Raw genomic sequence first — 14,795 nt, 5'->3', positions numbered from 1 at the left:
GGCATACCGCAGCCTTAGGAGCAGCAGAGCCAGGGATGGGTCCTGCCTCCAAGAGCTAACGCGACGGCTGAGGCCGCTTAAACTGTCGGCACCGTCCCGCCGTCGATCACATATTCGCTGCCGGTGATGCTTCCTGCTCGCTCTGACGCGAGAAAGGCGATCAAGCTTGCGACTTCGTCGGGTTCGGCCGGACGACCGATCGGTATTCCACCGAGCGAATCCATGATCATCTTCTTGCCAGCCTCAACGTCGACGCTGTGATGTGCGGCGAGGCGCTCCGCCAGAGCCAGGGACGCCTCCGTGGCGATCCAGCCGGGCGAGACACGGACCACCCGCACCCCTTTTGGCGAAACCAGCTTCGAAAGGCTCTTGCTGTAGGAAGAGAGCGCGGCCTTCGCTGCGGCATAACCGATGGTCGCTTCCGGCAGCGGCATGACTCGCTGAATGGATGTGACATGGATGACGACACCGCTGCCTTGCGCCGTCATCGCCGGAACCAACTCGCGATCGAGACGAATTGCCGGCATGAGGTTGAGGTTGAGCTCTTTCTGCCATTCCTTGTCGGTAAGGGCCTCATATCCTCCGGCCGGGGCTGAGGAACCGCCCAGCATGTGCACGATGATGTCGACTCCGCCCAAACGCTCGCGGACGGTATTTGCCAGCTCTACACAGCCTTCCGGCGTTGTAAGGTCGGCCGACACGAACATCTCGGCCGGCAGGTCCTCTGGCTTCGACCGGGCGCTGGTCAGGACCTGGGCTCCCAGCTCTCGAAAGAGCTTGACCGTCGTGGCGCCTGCGCCACGTGTACCGGACGTCACGAGCGCCCGCTTGCCCTTGAGGCTGATGAATGGGCTCATAGGGTGATCTCCAGCTCGACGATCTTGTCGTTCTCCAACCGGAAAAAGTAACGCAGATCGACTGGACTGCCTGGGAAGTCGCCCGCGACATGACTGGTGACAACAGTGCGGCCACGCTCCTGCACAATCAAAAATGGCGTGGCCGTGTAGCTGTATTTCTTCGATGATTCATTTTTCCACTGACGGATTTCATCCGGGCCGCTGTAGACACGGCCTTCGTCGTGAACAGTTGCGTCGGGTGAAAAGCACAGCATTACTAATTTAGTATCTCGGTCTCTGTCGGCTTCAAAATATCGAGAGATTGCGAGCGGAAGTTCAATCGACATTTGTAATCTCCTGCTAGGTGAATTCATATTATAATGATCTTGGTTTGATCTATCCCGGACGCTGTGCCTTTGATAACTTCTACTGACAGCAATTTAGCGCTGGACACGGAGATTGATAATCGGGATAAATTGGGATGAAGCATCACGAAAATCGGGATAATGATCGGCCGCACCGTCATTGAGCTGGACGCCGTCATGGCCATCGCGCGCCGGAAGTCGTTCCGCGCGGCAGCGGTCGAACTGCAGGTTTCCACCACTGCGCTGAGCAACATCATTGCGAAGTTCGAGCGGCAGCTCGGGGTTAGGCTGTTCAACCGAACAACCCGCAGCGTTTCGCTCACAGATGCAGGGCGGAATTTCGTCGAGCAGGTCGGTCCTGCCCTTGTCGACATTCACAGCGCCATGGATAGCGCCAAGTCGCAGCAGGAAACCCCTTCGGGTACGATCCGGATAAACGCCTTTCCCACCGCCGCGCGCGAGATCCTCGCACCTGTCATTCTGGAGTATCTGCGACGCTACCCGCAGGTCCATATCGACCTGGTCACTGAGGGGCGCTTGGTCGATGTGGTCGCAGGCGGCTTCGATCTTGGTGTGAGAAGCGCGGATTTTGTCCCAAGCGACATGATCGCCATCCCGATCGGGCCGTCCAGGTCACATGTCGTGGTCGCCTCGCCGACATACATTGAGAAACACGGCAAACCCCGCGTGCCCGTCGACCTGCTCAACCATGCCTGTATCCGTATCAGGTTGCCCGACGGCGAGATCTATCGATGGCATTTTGAGAAGGACGACCAGCCTGTTCAAATCGACGTCAAGGGGCCCATCACACTAGACGAGGCTAGCCTTTCGCGGATTACTGTCCTCACCGGCATCGGCCTGGGCTTTTTTATGGAGTCGGATGTCCGCGGAGACATCCAAGACGGTCGTCTTGTCCAGGTCTTAGAGGACTGGATGAAGCCCGTGGCGCCACTTTGTCTCTATTACCCTGGCCGAAAGAACCCTTCTGCTGCGTTCAGAGAATTTATCGCTCTTGCGCGCGACTTCACCTCAGGCTTGGGAATGGCAGACGGTCGGTGAGTGTCGGGCCGGCAGGGCCGCTAGCGATGAAACTTGCGGCCGAATTCGCGCGTTGCGTCCACGTGAGCGCGAGCCTGCGCTCGTTCCAGCGGCAATTCTTCTAACTCGCGGGTCAAATGAACTCCCGACTCCGTCAGATGGTCATTGGCATCGCATCTGCCGCACTTGGCGTGGCGGGGAGCGTTCTTATCGGGAACCTGTTGCCCGCCCCGCAGGAACTGCGTCAGCCGCTGCCACACAGCTTCGCTTCAGAGGATCGCCAGCTCAAGACCTCCATGGGAGCACTTTTCGGATCGAACTATATTCCCGGAAATTCCGTGGACACGCTCGTCAACGGCAATCAGATTTTTCCGTCGATGCTGCGGGCCATCCGCGAGGCGCGGGAAACGATCAGCTTTGAAACGTACATTTATTGGCGCGGCAACATTGCAAATGAGTTTGCCGATGCTCTGTCGGCCAAGGCTCGCGAGGGGTTGAGCGTGAAGGTCCTCCTCGATTGGGTCGGAAGCATTCCCATGGATCAGGCGCTCATCACGCGGATGCATGAAGCAGGCGTGCAAGTCGTCCGCTTCCGGCCCGTCAGTTGGTACTCGCTCGATCGTCTCAACAACCGCACTCATCGCAAACTTCTGATCACGGATGGCCGGCTTGGTTTCACCGGAGGGGTCGGAATCGGGGACGAATGGAACGGGGATGCTCGCTCGCCAAGCGAGTGGCGAGACAATCACTATCGGATCGAAGGGCCCGCTGCGGCCGAGTTGCAGGCGGCGTTTGCCGAACATTGGATCGAAGCCACAGGCGAGTTGCTGTTGGGAGGGCGCTACTTTCCGGAGATTCCACAACAGGGCGGAAACGCAGCGCAGATTGTCGTAAGTTCACCACATCAGCGCAACGTGATGCACCTAATGTTGATGACGGCGCTGGCATCTGCAGAGCGCAGTATACGTATAGCCACCCCTTATTTCGTGCCCGACGAGATGACGAGGGCCCAGCTTCTGGAAGCTCGCCACCGCGGAGTGCAGGTCGAAATCCTGATTCCGGGCAATCAGACCGACGCTCGGATCGTCAGGAAGGCGTCACGGCACTTTTGGGGAGAGCTTTTGGAAGCGGGAGTTAAAATCAGCGAATATCAACCGACCTTCTATCACTGCAAGCTCGTGATCGTGGACGATATCTGGACGTCGATCGGATCGACGAACATCGATGATCGCGCGCTTCGCCTCAACGACGAAGCCAACATCAATTTCTTTGACAGAGGGGTCGCCGCATCCCAGGTCGAAATCTTCAACAAGGATCTCGCAGCCTCCAGACCCTACACCCTGGCCGACTGGCAACGTCGAACTGCGAATGAAAAGTTCTCTGACTGGCTTGCAACTCTAACGCGCTCGCAAATATAGCGGAAGGAGCTTCAGCTAACCGCTGTCCCCGATGCTGCATCGGCCCGGGCGCGCCGAGCGAGCGGCTGGAGATCGCGTGTCGGCCCAAACCAAGTCGAGCCGCCGAACCTGATCCGGGAGTGGCCCGCCATCGCGAGTACGACGGGTTAGAGGACTCCGATGCGTCGCGAGTCGCGAACCCGCCGACAACAAGACGGCTCTCAAATGATGGCCAGGACCGGCTCGAAGAATGCCATAGCGCAGGATCGTGCGGCGGTGTCTCAGTCCTGGAAAACGGGCCACACCGATACACACCGCTCGACCCGGCACGACAGTCTAGGTGCGCCGGTCTGGATGAAACTGCGGATCGCGCCACACGATATCGATCGTGGCGCCCAACTGGTTTGACGTCTAGGTCGCGTCGCCACGCTCCTTCAGAAGTTCGTTCAAGCGTTCCTGTTTCGCGTTGATCTGCTCCTGCAAATTTTCTTCCTGAGCCGAGCCTGAGGCGGCTGCCGCCAACTCGGTCAGATCCGAGACTTGCCGGCGCAGGAGAGCGATCTGGTCGTTGAGTCCATCACGATTGCCATTGGCCATGCTCGACGTCTCCGGTTGGAATGCTGTCAGACCTCTAGGATCCCAGAATCAGGACGCTCCAGAGGCTCTGCTGTTCCGTCGGCAACGGAGATTTGCACGAGAGCCGGAGGTCGCCTTGCAATGCTGCTTCAAATCCCGACTTGAGATGTTTGGTCGGTCGATGGACGCCTGGGCTGGCACAAGATCTCGGGCGAGATTATAACGCTTGTTCCTTTTTCGTTCCCGGGTCTCATGACACGTCGATCAGGCAGCGCCGATCTCCCTTTGCATTACGGACGGGTTCCGCTCTGGCTCGGCGAACGCATGGCTAGGTTGGGCAGCGTCATTTGCGAAGCGATCATCCAGCACTATGGCAGGGACGAGCTGCTACGGCGCCTAGCACACCCTTTCTGGTTCCAATCCTTCGGCGCGATCATGGGTATGGACTGGCATTCTTCCGGAATCACGACCAGCGTCATCGGGGCGTTGAAACGCGGCCTGACGCCTCTTGCCGGCGAGCTGGGGCTTCATGTCTGCGGCGGACGGGGCAACCAATCCCGCCGCACACCTGCGGAGCTCGAACAGATCGGCGCCAAGATCGGCTTCGACGGAACGGCCCTGGCGCAGGCAAGCCGGCTCGTCGCCAAGGTCGACAGCGCGGCAGTGCAGGATGGCTTCGACCTTTATCTGCACGGCTTCTTCGTAACCGATGATGGCCACTGGACGGTCGTGCAGCAGGGCATGAACGGGGATAACGGCCTGGCGCGGCGCTATCACTGGCATTCCGAGGAGCTCGGCAGCTTTGTCGAGGCGCCCCACGCTGCGATCGAAGGGCGAAGTGCAGGCAATATCATCAACCTCACCGATGCATGCGCAGATCACGCGCGCGAGGCCCAGATCGCGCTGCTGCGCGAGCACGGGCCCGACGGGATCGTTCGGGAATTGGCGGCGTTGCAGCCGGCTCGCCCCAGCACTGATTATAGCGCTCCGCAATTGACCCTCCCGCATCTCGTGATGCCGGCGCATCACGATGTCAGGCCCCAAGACGTGATGGTGCGGCGCCTCCATGGCGCTTTGGCCGCTGCGGCCGACCGCGGCCCGGCCGATTTTTCCGAGCTCCTGCTCGTGCCCGGGATCGGCGCCCGCACGGTACGTTCCTTGGCGATGGTCGCCGAAGTGCTACACGGTGCGCCCTGCCGATTCAGCGATCCGGCGCGTTTTTCGCTTGCCCATGGCGGCAAGGACCGGCAGCCTTTCGCTGTGCCGATCAAAGTCTATGATCAGACGATCGCCGTCCTGCGCTCGGCCGTCAATCTAGCGAAGCTCGGTCAGGATGACCGTCTTGCCGCGATCGCGCGGCTGGACAGCGAGAGCCGCCGGTTGGAGCGGAGCGCGACAGGCCCGACGCTCGGCGAATATGTCGCCGAAGAACGAAGCCGTTCGCCTGCTTATAGCGGGCGAAGCGTTTTTGGCTGGGAGCGGTCCGTGGCAGGCGGGATAGACGCCGAAACGAGATCGCGACGCCGATAGAGTGCGGGCCTTCTACTTCGGCATGGTTGCCGCGAGGCGTATGCAGGTGGGTGCATGGGCGCTAGCCTCGTTCCAGCCGCGGACAGGGCGGTCAACCTCGGCCGCCATCAGCTTGGTCGAGGCGCAGGCCGCCATCGCGCCTGCATGCGTTCCTGAACAATCCCAGAACGTGTAGATGCGCTCCTCGGGGGCGCATGTTGCGCAGCGCGTCCGTCCAGCCTTGCGCGACGATCACCCGCAAGGCCCGCCGAAACTCGGGGCGAAACAGCGCATCGTCTACTTTTGCAGGATCGCGCAGCCGTCACTGGCCGTTTGACGAGATGGTTTCATCATGGCTGTTGGCGCGCAGGCCTTGCGATACGTTTGGATTGCTCGGGTCTGAAATGCGCCGAGAAACGAGGTCGTCACACGGACGCTTCCAGGGAACCGTTTATAAGACTTCTAAGTTGAGGCCTCCATCTGGGGGTAACGAGGAGGTGGACTGATGAAGAAGATCATTCTCGCTGCCGCGGTCGCGATGACTCCGGTGCTGGCGTTCGCTCAGAACCCCGAAGGCGCGCGTGGTGGCGCTGCCGCTGGTGCGGCGACCGGCGCCGTCGGTGGCGCGATCGTCGGCGGGCCTGTCGGGGCGGTCGTGGGCGGCGTCGGCGGCGCCGTTGTCGGTGGTATTGCGGGCGACGCCACGCCACGCTTCAAGACCTATGTCAGGGCTCACGAAGTTCCGTCATACACTTATCAAGAGGACGTGCGTGTCGGCGCGGTGCTCCCGGAGACGGGCGTGACCTATCGTGAAGTCCCGGCCGAGTTCGGCGCCAAGGGCTATCGCTACACCGTTGTCAATGATCGAACGGTGATCGTCGAGCCGAAGACACGCAAGATCATCCAGGTCATCGAATAAGCCCCTTCGACCCCGCGCTGTCGGCGCGGGGTCAATCGCGCCTTGGGTCGGCCTGCCCTCGCGCCGGGATATACGGGATAGAAGAGCTTTTGATTCGTCAGGTTAGCGGCGGGCCGAAAACAAGTAAGAGCGTTTTCTGTGGAACAATCCGCGCCGCCTGGCGGTCGAGCGTTACGAGATCATGCGTTACGGCACATTGGTCGCCTGGGCAAAGCAGCGATCGCAATGACTGCGCATCGCTCCTCAAGCAGAACCTCGAAGAGGAAGCGGCGACCGACGAGCAGCTCATGAAGCTGGCTACCGACGGCATCTATCGCACGGCTGCTTGAGCCCACAGCCCCGCCGGACATCCGGTGGGGTCTTTTTCCCTTTGGATAGTATAGGAGGCCGCGATGCTTTCGTCAGAGCCGGTTGTTCCGGCCAGGATCCCGCTCTGCGGATCAATGGCGTGACCATTCGGGGCCCGATCAGTTTCCGGGTGCACAGGGGCTCAGGACAATCTGGCTCGAGTTTTCCGTGATGGGCGTCCCGCCATCGCCGAGCTAATCCTCGGCCGTCGCCACGCCTCATAAGGGCGGCCCTCCTTGGACGTTCCTTCCAAAACTTCGGCGGTCGCTCCTTCTGCAGCGGCGGCCGTATTTGTTTTGAGCCGGTGCTGCGAGGAACGCGATCGCTTTCCGTCCGTTTGGTCTGTAACAACCCTCGGAGGAAACAATGGATCATTCTCAGCATATCCGCCTTTCAACGACCGATCTGACGCCGGACATTCTCGATGGCGCTACCATCTATGGGCCGGGCGACGAGAAAATCGGCTCGGTCTCGCATCTCCATGGCTCCGGCCCGATGGCGCAGGCCATTATCGATGTTGGCGGCTTCCTCGGGATCGGAGCCAAGCCGGTCGCCGTGCCGGTCAACCAGCTCGAATTCATGCGTGATGAAGACGGAAATGTGCACGCGGTGACGAACTGGACCAAGGACGAGTTGAAGGCAATGCCGGAGCACGTTGACCCCTAACGACGGCTTTCGATGAATGGCCCTGCTAGCTTCGGCCGGCGGGGCCATTTTTTATCTAGCACCCACTTGCGAGCGGTGACGCCGGACCTAGATTTTTCATCGCAGATCCATTTTTTGGGGAAGGAGCCATGCCTTTTTCATCGTTGACGGACCCGGCTGATCTGGCCCGGGCCTATGCTGCGTTGGAAGCTGTAAGGAACGAGGTGAAGCTGACTATTCCGGAGCAGGAGCACGATGAGCAGCGGCGGAAGATTGCTTATCTCGTCGCCGGATTTGCGCCGATGGCGCTCGACGAGGATGACCTCAAGCAAAATATCCTGCTCCACATTCGACAGGATGCCTTGGCCTGAAAGCGCTAGGGCTCCTTCATGACGCGCGGTGAGGCAAAGAAGAAGTAACGATGTCAAGGGGGCGGCGTGGAACCAACACAAACGTGCGCGGTTGTCCCGGCGCGCTCCGCTTACCCCCCAGGCCGCGAGCGCTAGGAGGGAGCCGGCGGTCCAAGCGTTGGCTCCCTCCTATACCGTCGTTCCGGACGCGAGCCGCGAATCTACCCACGGGACCGATCGGCAGGTAGATCACCGATTTCAGTAGCGACCGTTCGCCTGCGCGCGACGACGGTCATCAGGCCCGGCACTCCGAAAGGAAGCCGGGCCATTTTCGTTTCCCGGTCATCACGGGCTGCCGAACCGTAATTGAACCTGACGTGTTTGGGCTCAGCGCGCAGCTAACGGTCTTGCCGTTGTCCCCCACCGCTTTTGGAAATGAGTGTTCGCGGCACGTCACGGCCCGTTTCTCTATTATCCCGGTCGCGGGCGGGTGCCGGGCTCGCTATGTGCGTTTATCGATCATATTCGGAAAATATCGCCGGTGACTTGAAGTCGAGTCTGCTGCCGGGCGGTCCTCCGTCAGCTTGTGGCACTTTACTTCGCCAGCCAGACCACACCAAGATGGTCGTGGAATTGCTCGTGAAGCGCCGTGTGCGACAGACTTTCCGTTGCCCAGCATCCAAATGTCCGGTTAGGGCAAAGCGCCAAGCTCAGTTTATGGCGCATATCCAGCATACTCTCGCGAACGCGCCGGGCCAGCCAAGCTGGCTGTCCCGGCGCTGTAGATCGCTCATGCGACTAAGAAGCCGGCATCAACTGGATCGTCGCGGTTAATGGTCCAGCGTGCCGTGCCAAGTAGGCCAGCTGTGCCCTTCACAGTGGGGCGCACGGCGCGCGTGCCGTTCAGACTGGCTTCGCCAACCAGGCAACCCTCGAAGGTGCCGGAGCCGAGCAGGCCTTCTGAGCGGATCGGCTGCTGCAGCTTCATCAGGCCGCGCGCCTCGAACATCGCCATCATCGCGCTGGTGCCCGTACCGCCGGGCGAACGGTCGAGCTGGCCGGCCGAGAAGACGTGGACGTTCTTGTAGAAGGCGCCCTCGATCGTCGGCTCGTGCCAGAAGGTGACGAAGTTGAAGTTGTTGATATGGGCCGAGGCCGGGTGCTGGATCGCAACCTTCTGGCGGAGTTGCTCGCGGGCGATGATGCCGAGGCGCGAAAGCTCGGAACCGTTCTCCGGCGAGATCCGGAGCGAGGTGCCGCGCAGGTCGATGATCCCGAAATAATTGCCGCCCCAGACGATGTCGGCCTTGAGCGAGCCGATGCCCGGCAGGTCGAACGGTACGTCCTGCGCCGCGACATAGGCCGGCACGTTCTCGAAGCGGGTCCAGAGCACCTCCGGGCCGTCATTGGCGACCTCGGCCGTCACCAGCCCGGCGGTGGTCTCGAAGCGGATGGTGGTGCGGCCGTTCTCGCCGCGCCGGACGAGGCCGAGTGCGACCATCGCCATGCCAACCGCGATCGTGCCATGGCCGCACATATGGGAATACTGGGTGCCGTCTATATAGATCAGGCCGGCATCGTAATCAGGTCCCGACGGCGGCGTCAGGAAGACGCCGAACATGTCCTTGTGCCCGCGCGGCTCGCGCATCAGGGCGCAGCGCAGCCAGTCATAATTCTCCTCCAGGAAGCGGCGCTTCTCCAGGATGTTCGATCCGGCCGGATAGGGAACCCCGCTATGGATGATGCAGAGGGGCTCACCCTCGGTATGCGTGTAGACGACGTCGAAGACATTCTGCTGGCGCATGTGCGGCTCCTTGGGAAAACAGCTGGTCGAGGGGTTAGCGGCGTCGCTCCGAGAGCACGTCGAGGCCGATGGCGAGGTCGAGCAGCACGATCACGAGGGCGGCGACGATGATCGTCAGGCCGGAGACCGCGGCGATGGTCGGGTCGATCGTGTACTGGACGTAATTGAACAGCTTGACCGGGATCGTGGTCAGCTCAGCCGTGGTGTTGAAGATGCTGAGCTCGACATTGATCCAGGAGGCGATGAAGGCGAAGATCGCGCCGCTGACGAGCCCGCTGCGGATCTGCGGCAGGGTCACCAGGAAGAAGGTGGTCAGCGGCCGGGCGCCGAGATCGGCCGAGGCTTCCTCCAGGCTTTTTTGCTCGTCGGTCAATTGCGGCAGCACGGCACGCAGCACGAAGGGCATGATGATCACGACATGCCCGACGAGCAGTGCCGGGAAGCTGCGCACCAGCCCGATCGCGCTGCCATATTGCAGCAGCGCCGCACCGAGCACGACATGCGGCAGGATCAGCGGCGACATCAGCGTTTCCGCGAGGAGGCCGCGGCCCGTGAAGCGATAGCGGGCGATGGCGATCGCAGCCGGAACCGCCAGCAGTACCGCAACGATGGTCGCGGCGACGGCGAGCAGCGTGCTGACCAGGAAGGCCGAGACATAGGACGGGTCCCCCAGCATCTTGCCGTACCAGGCGAGCGTGACGCCCTGCGGCGGGAAGGCGAGGAAGCTGGTGGTGGTCAGCGACGCCCCGACGAGGACGACGAGCGGCAGCGCGAGATAGACCAGCGCGGCGAAGGAGACGATCCGGATGAGAGCCGACACCATCTCAGGCCCTCCTCGGTTCACTGAGCCGTCCGGCGATGGCGACGAGCGCCAGCGTCAGCACCAGCATGGTGATGCTGAGCGCACCGCCATAGTTGAAGTCGAAGACCGAGCTGTATTGCTGGAAGATCAGCATCGAAAAGACGGTGATCCGTCCGCCGCTGAGCAGCGCCGGCGTGACATAGGCACTGACCGCCAGCATGAAGACCATGACGGCGCCGGACATAAGGCCGGGCAGGCTGAGCGGGAAGATAATGGTGCGGAAGGTGGCGGCCGGCGTCGCGCCGAGATCGGCAGAGGCATGTTCCAGAGCCGGATCGACCTTGGCGAGCGCATTGCCGACCGCGAGCACGATGAAGGGCAGCAGGATGTAGACGAGGCCGATCAGGATGCCGAGCTCGGTGCCGAGGAAGCGCATCGGCCGCTCGATCAGGCCGAGCCCGATCAGCCCGTCATTGACGAGGCCGTTGCGGCCGAGCAGCACCATCCAGCCGAAGGACCGCACGATGTTGCTGGTGAAGAGCGGCACGACCAGCAGGATCACGCAGAACCGGCGCCACGGCCGCCATTGCACGATGCGGACGAGATACCAGGCGAGCGGATAGCCGATCAGGATGCAGACCAGCGTGGTCAGCGCGCCGATCCGGAACGTCACCCAGAGCACGTCCCAGTGATAGGCATCGGCGAGGATGCGGACATAATGCGCGAAGGTCGGCTGGCCCGCGGGCGTCGTCAGGCTCGCGATCAGGACGACGACCATCGGCGCCAGGAAGAAGGCGACGAAGAAGGCCCCCGGCAGGGCGCAGAGCAGCAGGACCGGGCGCAGTGTTCGGCTCATCACGCATCCCCCGGCACGAGGCGGAGGTCGGCGAGGCGGATATTGGCGAGGACGGGCCGGCCCACGCTCAGGCCGGCCAGTGCCGACGGCGCGAGCCGGGCGGCCAGCGTGGTGCCGCTGATGGCAAGGGCGACCGAGGCGTGGCTGCCGACATGGACGATCTCGGAAACGACGGCCGGCAGAGCGAGGCGCCCGGGAACGGGCTCGGCCGTGACAAGGATATCCTCCGGCCGCAGCACGCCGGTGAGTTCGCCCTGCGGCGCATTGGCGACGGGAAGCGTGATCGCACCATCGAGCAGCGCGAAGCTGCCGTCGCCGCGTCGTTCGACCACCAGAAGGTTGGCGTCGCCGATGAAGTCGGCGGCGAAGCGGGTCGCCGGCTGCGCATAGATGTCCTGCCCCCGGCCGATCTGCTCGATCCGCCCGCGATTCATCAACACGATCCGGTCCGCCATGGTCAGCGCCTCCTCCTGGTCGTGCGTCACGAACAGAAAGGCGATGCCGAGCCGGTGCTGGATCTGTTTGAGCTCGCCCTGGACCTTCTTGCGCAGTTTCAGGTCGAGTGCGCTCAAGGGCTCGTCGAGCAGCAGCAATTTCGGCCGGTTGACGATGGCGCGCGCCAGAGCGACGCGCTGCTGCTGGCCGCCGGAAAGCTGCGCCGGCAGGCGCGCACCGAAGCCGGCGAGGCCGACAAGCTCCAGTGCTTCCACCGTGCGCTTGACCGTCTCGTCCTTGGCGACGCCCTGCCGGCGCGGGCCATAGCCCACGTTCTCAGCGACGCTCATATGCGGGAAGAGCGCGTAATTCTGGAACACCGTGTTGAGCGGGCGCCGATAGGGCGGCAGCCGCGTCACATCCTCGCCCGCCAGCCGGATCGTGCCGGCTTCCGGCGCCAGGAATCCGGCGATGCAACGCAGCAGTGTGGTCTTGCCGCAGCCCGAAGGCCCGAGCAGGGCGATGAATTCGCCCTGCTCGACGGCGAGTTCGATCGCCGTCAGCGCCGGCTGTCCGCCGAAATGCTTGGACAGGCCGTCTATGGCGAGGATGGAGCTCATGCTGCGGCTCGCGATGCTCGTTGCCATCAGCTCACTTGCGGGCGATCTGACGGTTCCATTCGTCGACGACGCGCGCGCGCAGGCCGTTGATCTCGGCCCAATCGAAGAGCTGCAGGTTCTTGACCGAGCCGGTCTCGCCCCAGGGCAGCTTCCGGGCGGTCTCGGGCTTCACCACGACGTTCTTCACCGACGGGCCGAGATAGAGCTTCTCGGCCAGACAGCCGGAGGCTTCGGGCGTCAGGGCTTGGTTGATGAATTTGGCCGCGGCCTCCTTCTTCGGCGTGCCCTTGACCAGATGCAGGCGGGCATCGGTAGCCCAGGCGCCTTCCTTGGGCACGACGAAGCCGATCGGCAGGCCCTTGTCGGCGAGATCCCAGGCGCCGACGTTGAAATGCGCGCCGATGATCGCCTCGCCGCTCTGATAGGCGTTGGTCGCGGCGCCCGAGGAATCGAAGAACAGCGCAGCCTTGAGGTCCTTGATCTTCTTGAAGGTCGGGGACAGATCGCCGGACGGATTGCCCCAGATCTTCGAGAGGAACATCACGAAGGGCACGCCGGATGAATTCGCCGGGGAGGGGATGGTAACGGCGTCCTCGAACTCCGGTTTCCAGAGATCGTTCCAGGAGGTCGGCGCGGCCTTGACCTTTTGGGTGTTGTAGGTGAGCCCAAGAGAATAATAGCCGGTGCCGACCGCATAGGTGGCCACGCCGCTCTTGTAGATCGCTTCCGGCAGGGTGTTCGCGAGATTGGGGATCGCCGCCGGATCGAGATTATCGGTCACCGCGGCGGCGAGCGCGAGTTCGCTGATGCCGCCATCCATCCAGGCGACGTCGATCGTGGGGGCGGACTTCTGCTGCTGCAATTTCGCCAGGGTGACGGTCGAGGTGCCGATCTCGGCATTGACGGCGATGCCGGTCGCCTTGGTGAAGGGTTCGGCAACACAAGCCTTGAAGGCGTCGCCCCAATTGCCGCCATACCAGGCGACGGTGATCGACGAGGGCTGCTGTGCCAGCGCTGGAGCGGTGAGCAGGGTGGTGGCGAGCATAGCCGCGGCCAGCCGGATGGGTCGGGTCATCGTCGTTCTCCTCTGCCGAGCGTCTTTGCGCTTTTGTAGGAACATGTTGGCGCGGAGGCAGCAAAAGGCACTAGAATGCGCCGGCCCAAAATTTGAATAATCACGACATGAGCAGCGTCCAGCTCCATCACCCCGTCAGCGACCGGTCGCAGCCCGGGGCTACGCCCGTCTCGCGGCTGCGGATCGGCTTCCTGCTGCTCGACCAGTTCACGCTCGCCGCCTTCTCCGGGCTCATCGATGTCTTGCGGCTGGCAGCAGACCATGGCGGACGCAGCCGCCAACTTCATGCCAGCTGGACAGTGATGAGCCTCGATGGGGAGCCGCGCCGCTCGAGCTGCGGCGTCTCGGTCACTCCGAACGCGGGCCTGCTCGAGCCCGCCGGTTTCGACTACATCGCCGTCTGCGGCGGCAACGACTATCTCAACGACGCCCTGCCCGACAGCTTGCTCGGCTATCTGCGCCGCGCAGCGACATCGGGTGTCCGGCTGCTCGGCATCTGCACTGGCACCTTCGCCATCGCCCGGGCCGGCCTCGCCGGCCCGCGCCGGGTCTGCGTGCACTGGAACGTGCTCGACGCGTTCAAGGAGCGTTTTCCCAAGGTCTCGGCCGGGGTCGAGCGACTCTTCATCGACGAGGGCGACCTGATTACCTGCGCGGGCTCGACCGCAGCAATCGATCTCGGCCTTTATCTCGTTGCCCGCCACTGCGGCCGCGACAAGGCCCAGCAGGCGATGCGGCACATGATGCTGCAGGACATGCGCCCGGCCGAGATGCCGCAGGCGCATTTCTATGCCGAGCTGGCGCCCAATCTCGACGTCAGGGTGCAGCAGGCGGCGCAGTTTATTGAGCAGCGGCTCGACAATCCCCCGCCGATCGCCGCCGTCGCGCGCTATGTCGGCGTCAGCTCTCGCCAGCTCGAACGTCTGTTCGGTGCCTCATTGGGGCAGAGCCCGGCGGCCTTCCAGCGCAAGCTTAGGCTCGACTATGCGAAATGGCTGATCCTGAACAGCAAGCGCTCGCTCACCGACATCGCCATGGGCACGGGCTTTGCCGACAGCGCCCATCTCTCGCGGGACTTCAAGGCGTCATTCGGAGAAACGCCGCGCGCCCTGCGCCAAAATAGGTAGGGCAGCGTGCATTGGGTGCTCGATTGCCTTTTAAGAAGCGAGTGTCCTCTTTCCGGTAGGAAGCTTGATGTCTGCACGAATCATAAATGCGGA

At 62.5% G+C, this 14,795-nt stretch carries 15 protein-coding genes and 1 pseudogene; 8 read left to right on the top strand and 8 right to left on the bottom strand.

Features of this window, described 5'->3' with window-relative positions:
* Nucleotides 1-77: 77 nt before the first annotated feature.
* Nucleotides 78-857: an SDR family oxidoreductase gene (locus tag GY40_RS01215; RefSeq protein ID WP_038358017.1), complete on the bottom strand. Its 780-nt coding sequence runs from the start codon at nt 855-857 to the stop codon at nt 78-80.
* Nucleotides 854-1,183 (bottom strand): nuclear transport factor 2 family protein, encoded by a 330-nt coding sequence (locus GY40_RS01210; protein WP_038358015.1) that lies wholly within the window; start codon nt 1,181-1,183, stop codon nt 854-856. The genes GY40_RS01215 and GY40_RS01210 overlap by 4 nt, the downstream gene beginning before the upstream one ends.
* A gap of 159 nt (nt 1,184-1,342) precedes the next feature.
* On the opposite strand from GY40_RS01210, the gene GY40_RS01205 reads away from it, so the two are divergent.
* Both GY40_RS01205 and GY40_RS01200 read left to right on the top strand, forming a co-directional pair.
* On the top strand, nt 1,343-2,260 hold the full coding sequence (locus GY40_RS01205) for a LysR family transcriptional regulator (RefSeq protein WP_038358013.1): 918 nt from the start codon (nt 1,343-1,345) through the stop codon (nt 2,258-2,260).
* Nucleotides 2,261-2,397: 137 nt separating this feature from the next.
* The gene (locus tag GY40_RS01200; RefSeq protein ID WP_112764258.1) at nt 2,398-3,657 is read left to right on the top strand and encodes a phospholipase D-like domain-containing protein; all 1,260 of its coding nucleotides are present in this window, start codon (nt 2,398-2,400) and stop codon (nt 3,655-3,657) included.
* A 390-nt stretch (nt 3,658-4,047) separates the two neighbouring features.
* Here GY40_RS01200 and GY40_RS01195 read toward each other — a convergent pair whose 3' ends face one another.
* The gene (locus GY40_RS01195) at nt 4,048-4,233 is read right to left on the bottom strand and encodes a hypothetical protein (RefSeq protein ID WP_038358011.1); all 186 of its coding nucleotides are present in this window, start codon (nt 4,231-4,233) and stop codon (nt 4,048-4,050) included.
* Nucleotides 4,234-4,464: 231 nt separating this feature from the next.
* Here GY40_RS01195 and GY40_RS01190 point away from each other — a divergent pair, with 231 nt between their 5' ends.
* The 5 genes and pseudogenes from GY40_RS01190 (at nt 4,465) to GY40_RS01175 (ending at nt 8,004) form a co-directional block, all read left to right on the top strand.
* Complete coding sequence (locus tag GY40_RS01190) at nt 4,465-5,742, top strand: DUF763 domain-containing protein (RefSeq protein ID WP_038358009.1); 1,278 nt, start codon at nt 4,465-4,467, stop codon at nt 5,740-5,742.
* Nucleotides 5,743-6,223: 481 nt separating this feature from the next.
* Nucleotides 6,224-6,640, top strand: a complete 417-nt coding sequence (locus tag GY40_RS01185) for a DUF1236 domain-containing protein (protein ID WP_248311070.1) — start codon at nt 6,224-6,226, stop codon at nt 6,638-6,640.
* A gap of 160 nt (nt 6,641-6,800) precedes the next feature.
* Nucleotides 6,801-6,969 (top strand): annotated as a pseudogene (locus GY40_RS28145) (DUF892 family protein); the annotation flags it as partial.
* 385 nt (nt 6,970-7,354) lie between these two features.
* Complete coding sequence (locus GY40_RS01180) at nt 7,355-7,654, top strand: PRC-barrel domain-containing protein (RefSeq protein WP_038358005.1); 300 nt, start codon at nt 7,355-7,357, stop codon at nt 7,652-7,654.
* Between the two features lie 128 nt (nt 7,655-7,782).
* Entirely contained in the window at nt 7,783-8,004 is a 222-nt protein-coding gene (locus GY40_RS01175) for a hypothetical protein (protein WP_038358004.1), read from the top strand.
* A gap of 769 nt (nt 8,005-8,773) precedes the next feature.
* On the opposite strand, the gene GY40_RS01170 is transcribed toward GY40_RS01175, so the two are convergent.
* The 5 genes from GY40_RS01170 to GY40_RS01150 are packed head-to-tail and all read right to left on the bottom strand — an operon-like array spanning nt 8,774 to nt 13,575.
* Nucleotides 8,774-9,787: a proline racemase family protein gene (locus GY40_RS01170; RefSeq protein WP_038358002.1), complete on the bottom strand. Its 1,014-nt coding sequence runs from the start codon at nt 9,785-9,787 to the stop codon at nt 8,774-8,776.
* Nucleotides 9,788-9,821: 34 nt separating this feature from the next.
* The gene (locus tag GY40_RS01165) at nt 9,822-10,610 is read right to left on the bottom strand and encodes an ABC transporter permease (RefSeq protein WP_038358000.1); all 789 of its coding nucleotides are present in this window, start codon (nt 10,608-10,610) and stop codon (nt 9,822-9,824) included.
* A gap of 1 nt (nt 10,611) precedes the next feature.
* Entirely contained in the window at nt 10,612-11,445 is an 834-nt protein-coding gene (locus tag GY40_RS01160; protein ID WP_038357998.1) for an ABC transporter permease, read from the bottom strand.
* A complete protein-coding gene (locus GY40_RS01155; RefSeq protein WP_038358071.1) occupies nt 11,445-12,500 on the bottom strand; it encodes an ABC transporter ATP-binding protein in 1,056 nt (351 codons plus the stop codon). The genes GY40_RS01160 and GY40_RS01155 overlap by 1 nt, the downstream gene beginning before the upstream one ends.
* A 31-nt stretch (nt 12,501-12,531) precedes the next feature.
* A complete protein-coding gene (locus GY40_RS01150; protein WP_038357996.1) occupies nt 12,532-13,575 on the bottom strand; it encodes an ABC transporter substrate-binding protein in 1,044 nt (347 codons plus the stop codon).
* Between the two features lie 107 nt (nt 13,576-13,682).
* Between GY40_RS01150 and GY40_RS01145 the strand changes: the two genes are divergently transcribed.
* Nucleotides 13,683-14,702 carry a GlxA family transcriptional regulator gene (locus GY40_RS01145; protein WP_038357994.1) on the top strand — a complete coding sequence of 340 codons (1,020 nt, stop codon included), beginning with the start codon at nt 13,683-13,685 and terminating at the stop codon, nt 14,700-14,702.
* The last annotated feature ends 93 nt before the right edge of the window (nt 14,703-14,795 follow it).

The sequence above is a fragment of the Allobosea sp. UNC402CLCol genome, assembly GCF_000745475.1.
Lineage (GTDB): Bacteria > Pseudomonadota > Alphaproteobacteria > Rhizobiales > Beijerinckiaceae > Allobosea > Allobosea spartocytisi.
Note: the sequence above shows the minus strand (reverse complement) of the source record. Positions and strands in the feature narration are given on the sequence as shown.

Excerpts from the sequence above, each read along its gene's own strand:
- GY40_RS01170 (WP_038358002.1), bottom strand. The coding sequence starts at position 9,787 with ATGCGCCAGCAGAATGTCTTCGACGTCGTCTACACGCATACCGAGGGT.
- GY40_RS01165 (WP_038358000.1), bottom strand. The coding sequence starts at position 10,610 with ATGGTGTCGGCTCTCATCCGGATCGTCTCCTTCGCCGCGCTGGTCTAT.
- GY40_RS01190 (WP_038358009.1), top strand. The coding sequence starts at position 4,465 with ATGACACGTCGATCAGGCAGCGCCGATCTCCCTTTGCATTACGGACGG.
- GY40_RS01180 (WP_038358005.1), top strand. The coding sequence starts at position 7,355 with ATGGATCATTCTCAGCATATCCGCCTTTCAACGACCGATCTGACGCCG.
- GY40_RS01215 (WP_038358017.1), bottom strand. The coding sequence starts at position 857 with ATGAGCCCATTCATCAGCCTCAAGGGCAAGCGGGCGCTCGTGACGTCC.
- GY40_RS01205 (WP_038358013.1), top strand. The coding sequence starts at position 1,343 with ATGATCGGCCGCACCGTCATTGAGCTGGACGCCGTCATGGCCATCGCG.
- GY40_RS01200 (WP_112764258.1), top strand. The coding sequence starts at position 2,398 with ATGGTCATTGGCATCGCATCTGCCGCACTTGGCGTGGCGGGGAGCGTT.
- GY40_RS01150 (WP_038357996.1), bottom strand. The coding sequence starts at position 13,575 with ATGACCCGACCCATCCGGCTGGCCGCGGCTATGCTCGCCACCACCCTG.
- GY40_RS01175 (WP_038358004.1), top strand. The coding sequence starts at position 7,783 with ATGCCTTTTTCATCGTTGACGGACCCGGCTGATCTGGCCCGGGCCTAT.
- GY40_RS01155 (WP_038358071.1), bottom strand. The coding sequence starts at position 12,500 with ATGAGCTCCATCCTCGCCATAGACGGCCTGTCCAAGCATTTCGGCGGA.
- GY40_RS01210 (WP_038358015.1), bottom strand. The coding sequence starts at position 1,183 with ATGTCGATTGAACTTCCGCTCGCAATCTCTCGATATTTTGAAGCCGAC.
- GY40_RS01195 (WP_038358011.1), bottom strand. The coding sequence starts at position 4,233 with ATGGCCAATGGCAATCGTGATGGACTCAACGACCAGATCGCTCTCCTG.
- GY40_RS01145 (WP_038357994.1), top strand. The coding sequence starts at position 13,683 with ATGAGCAGCGTCCAGCTCCATCACCCCGTCAGCGACCGGTCGCAGCCC.
- GY40_RS01160 (WP_038357998.1), bottom strand. The coding sequence starts at position 11,445 with ATGAGCCGAACACTGCGCCCGGTCCTGCTGCTCTGCGCCCTGCCGGGG.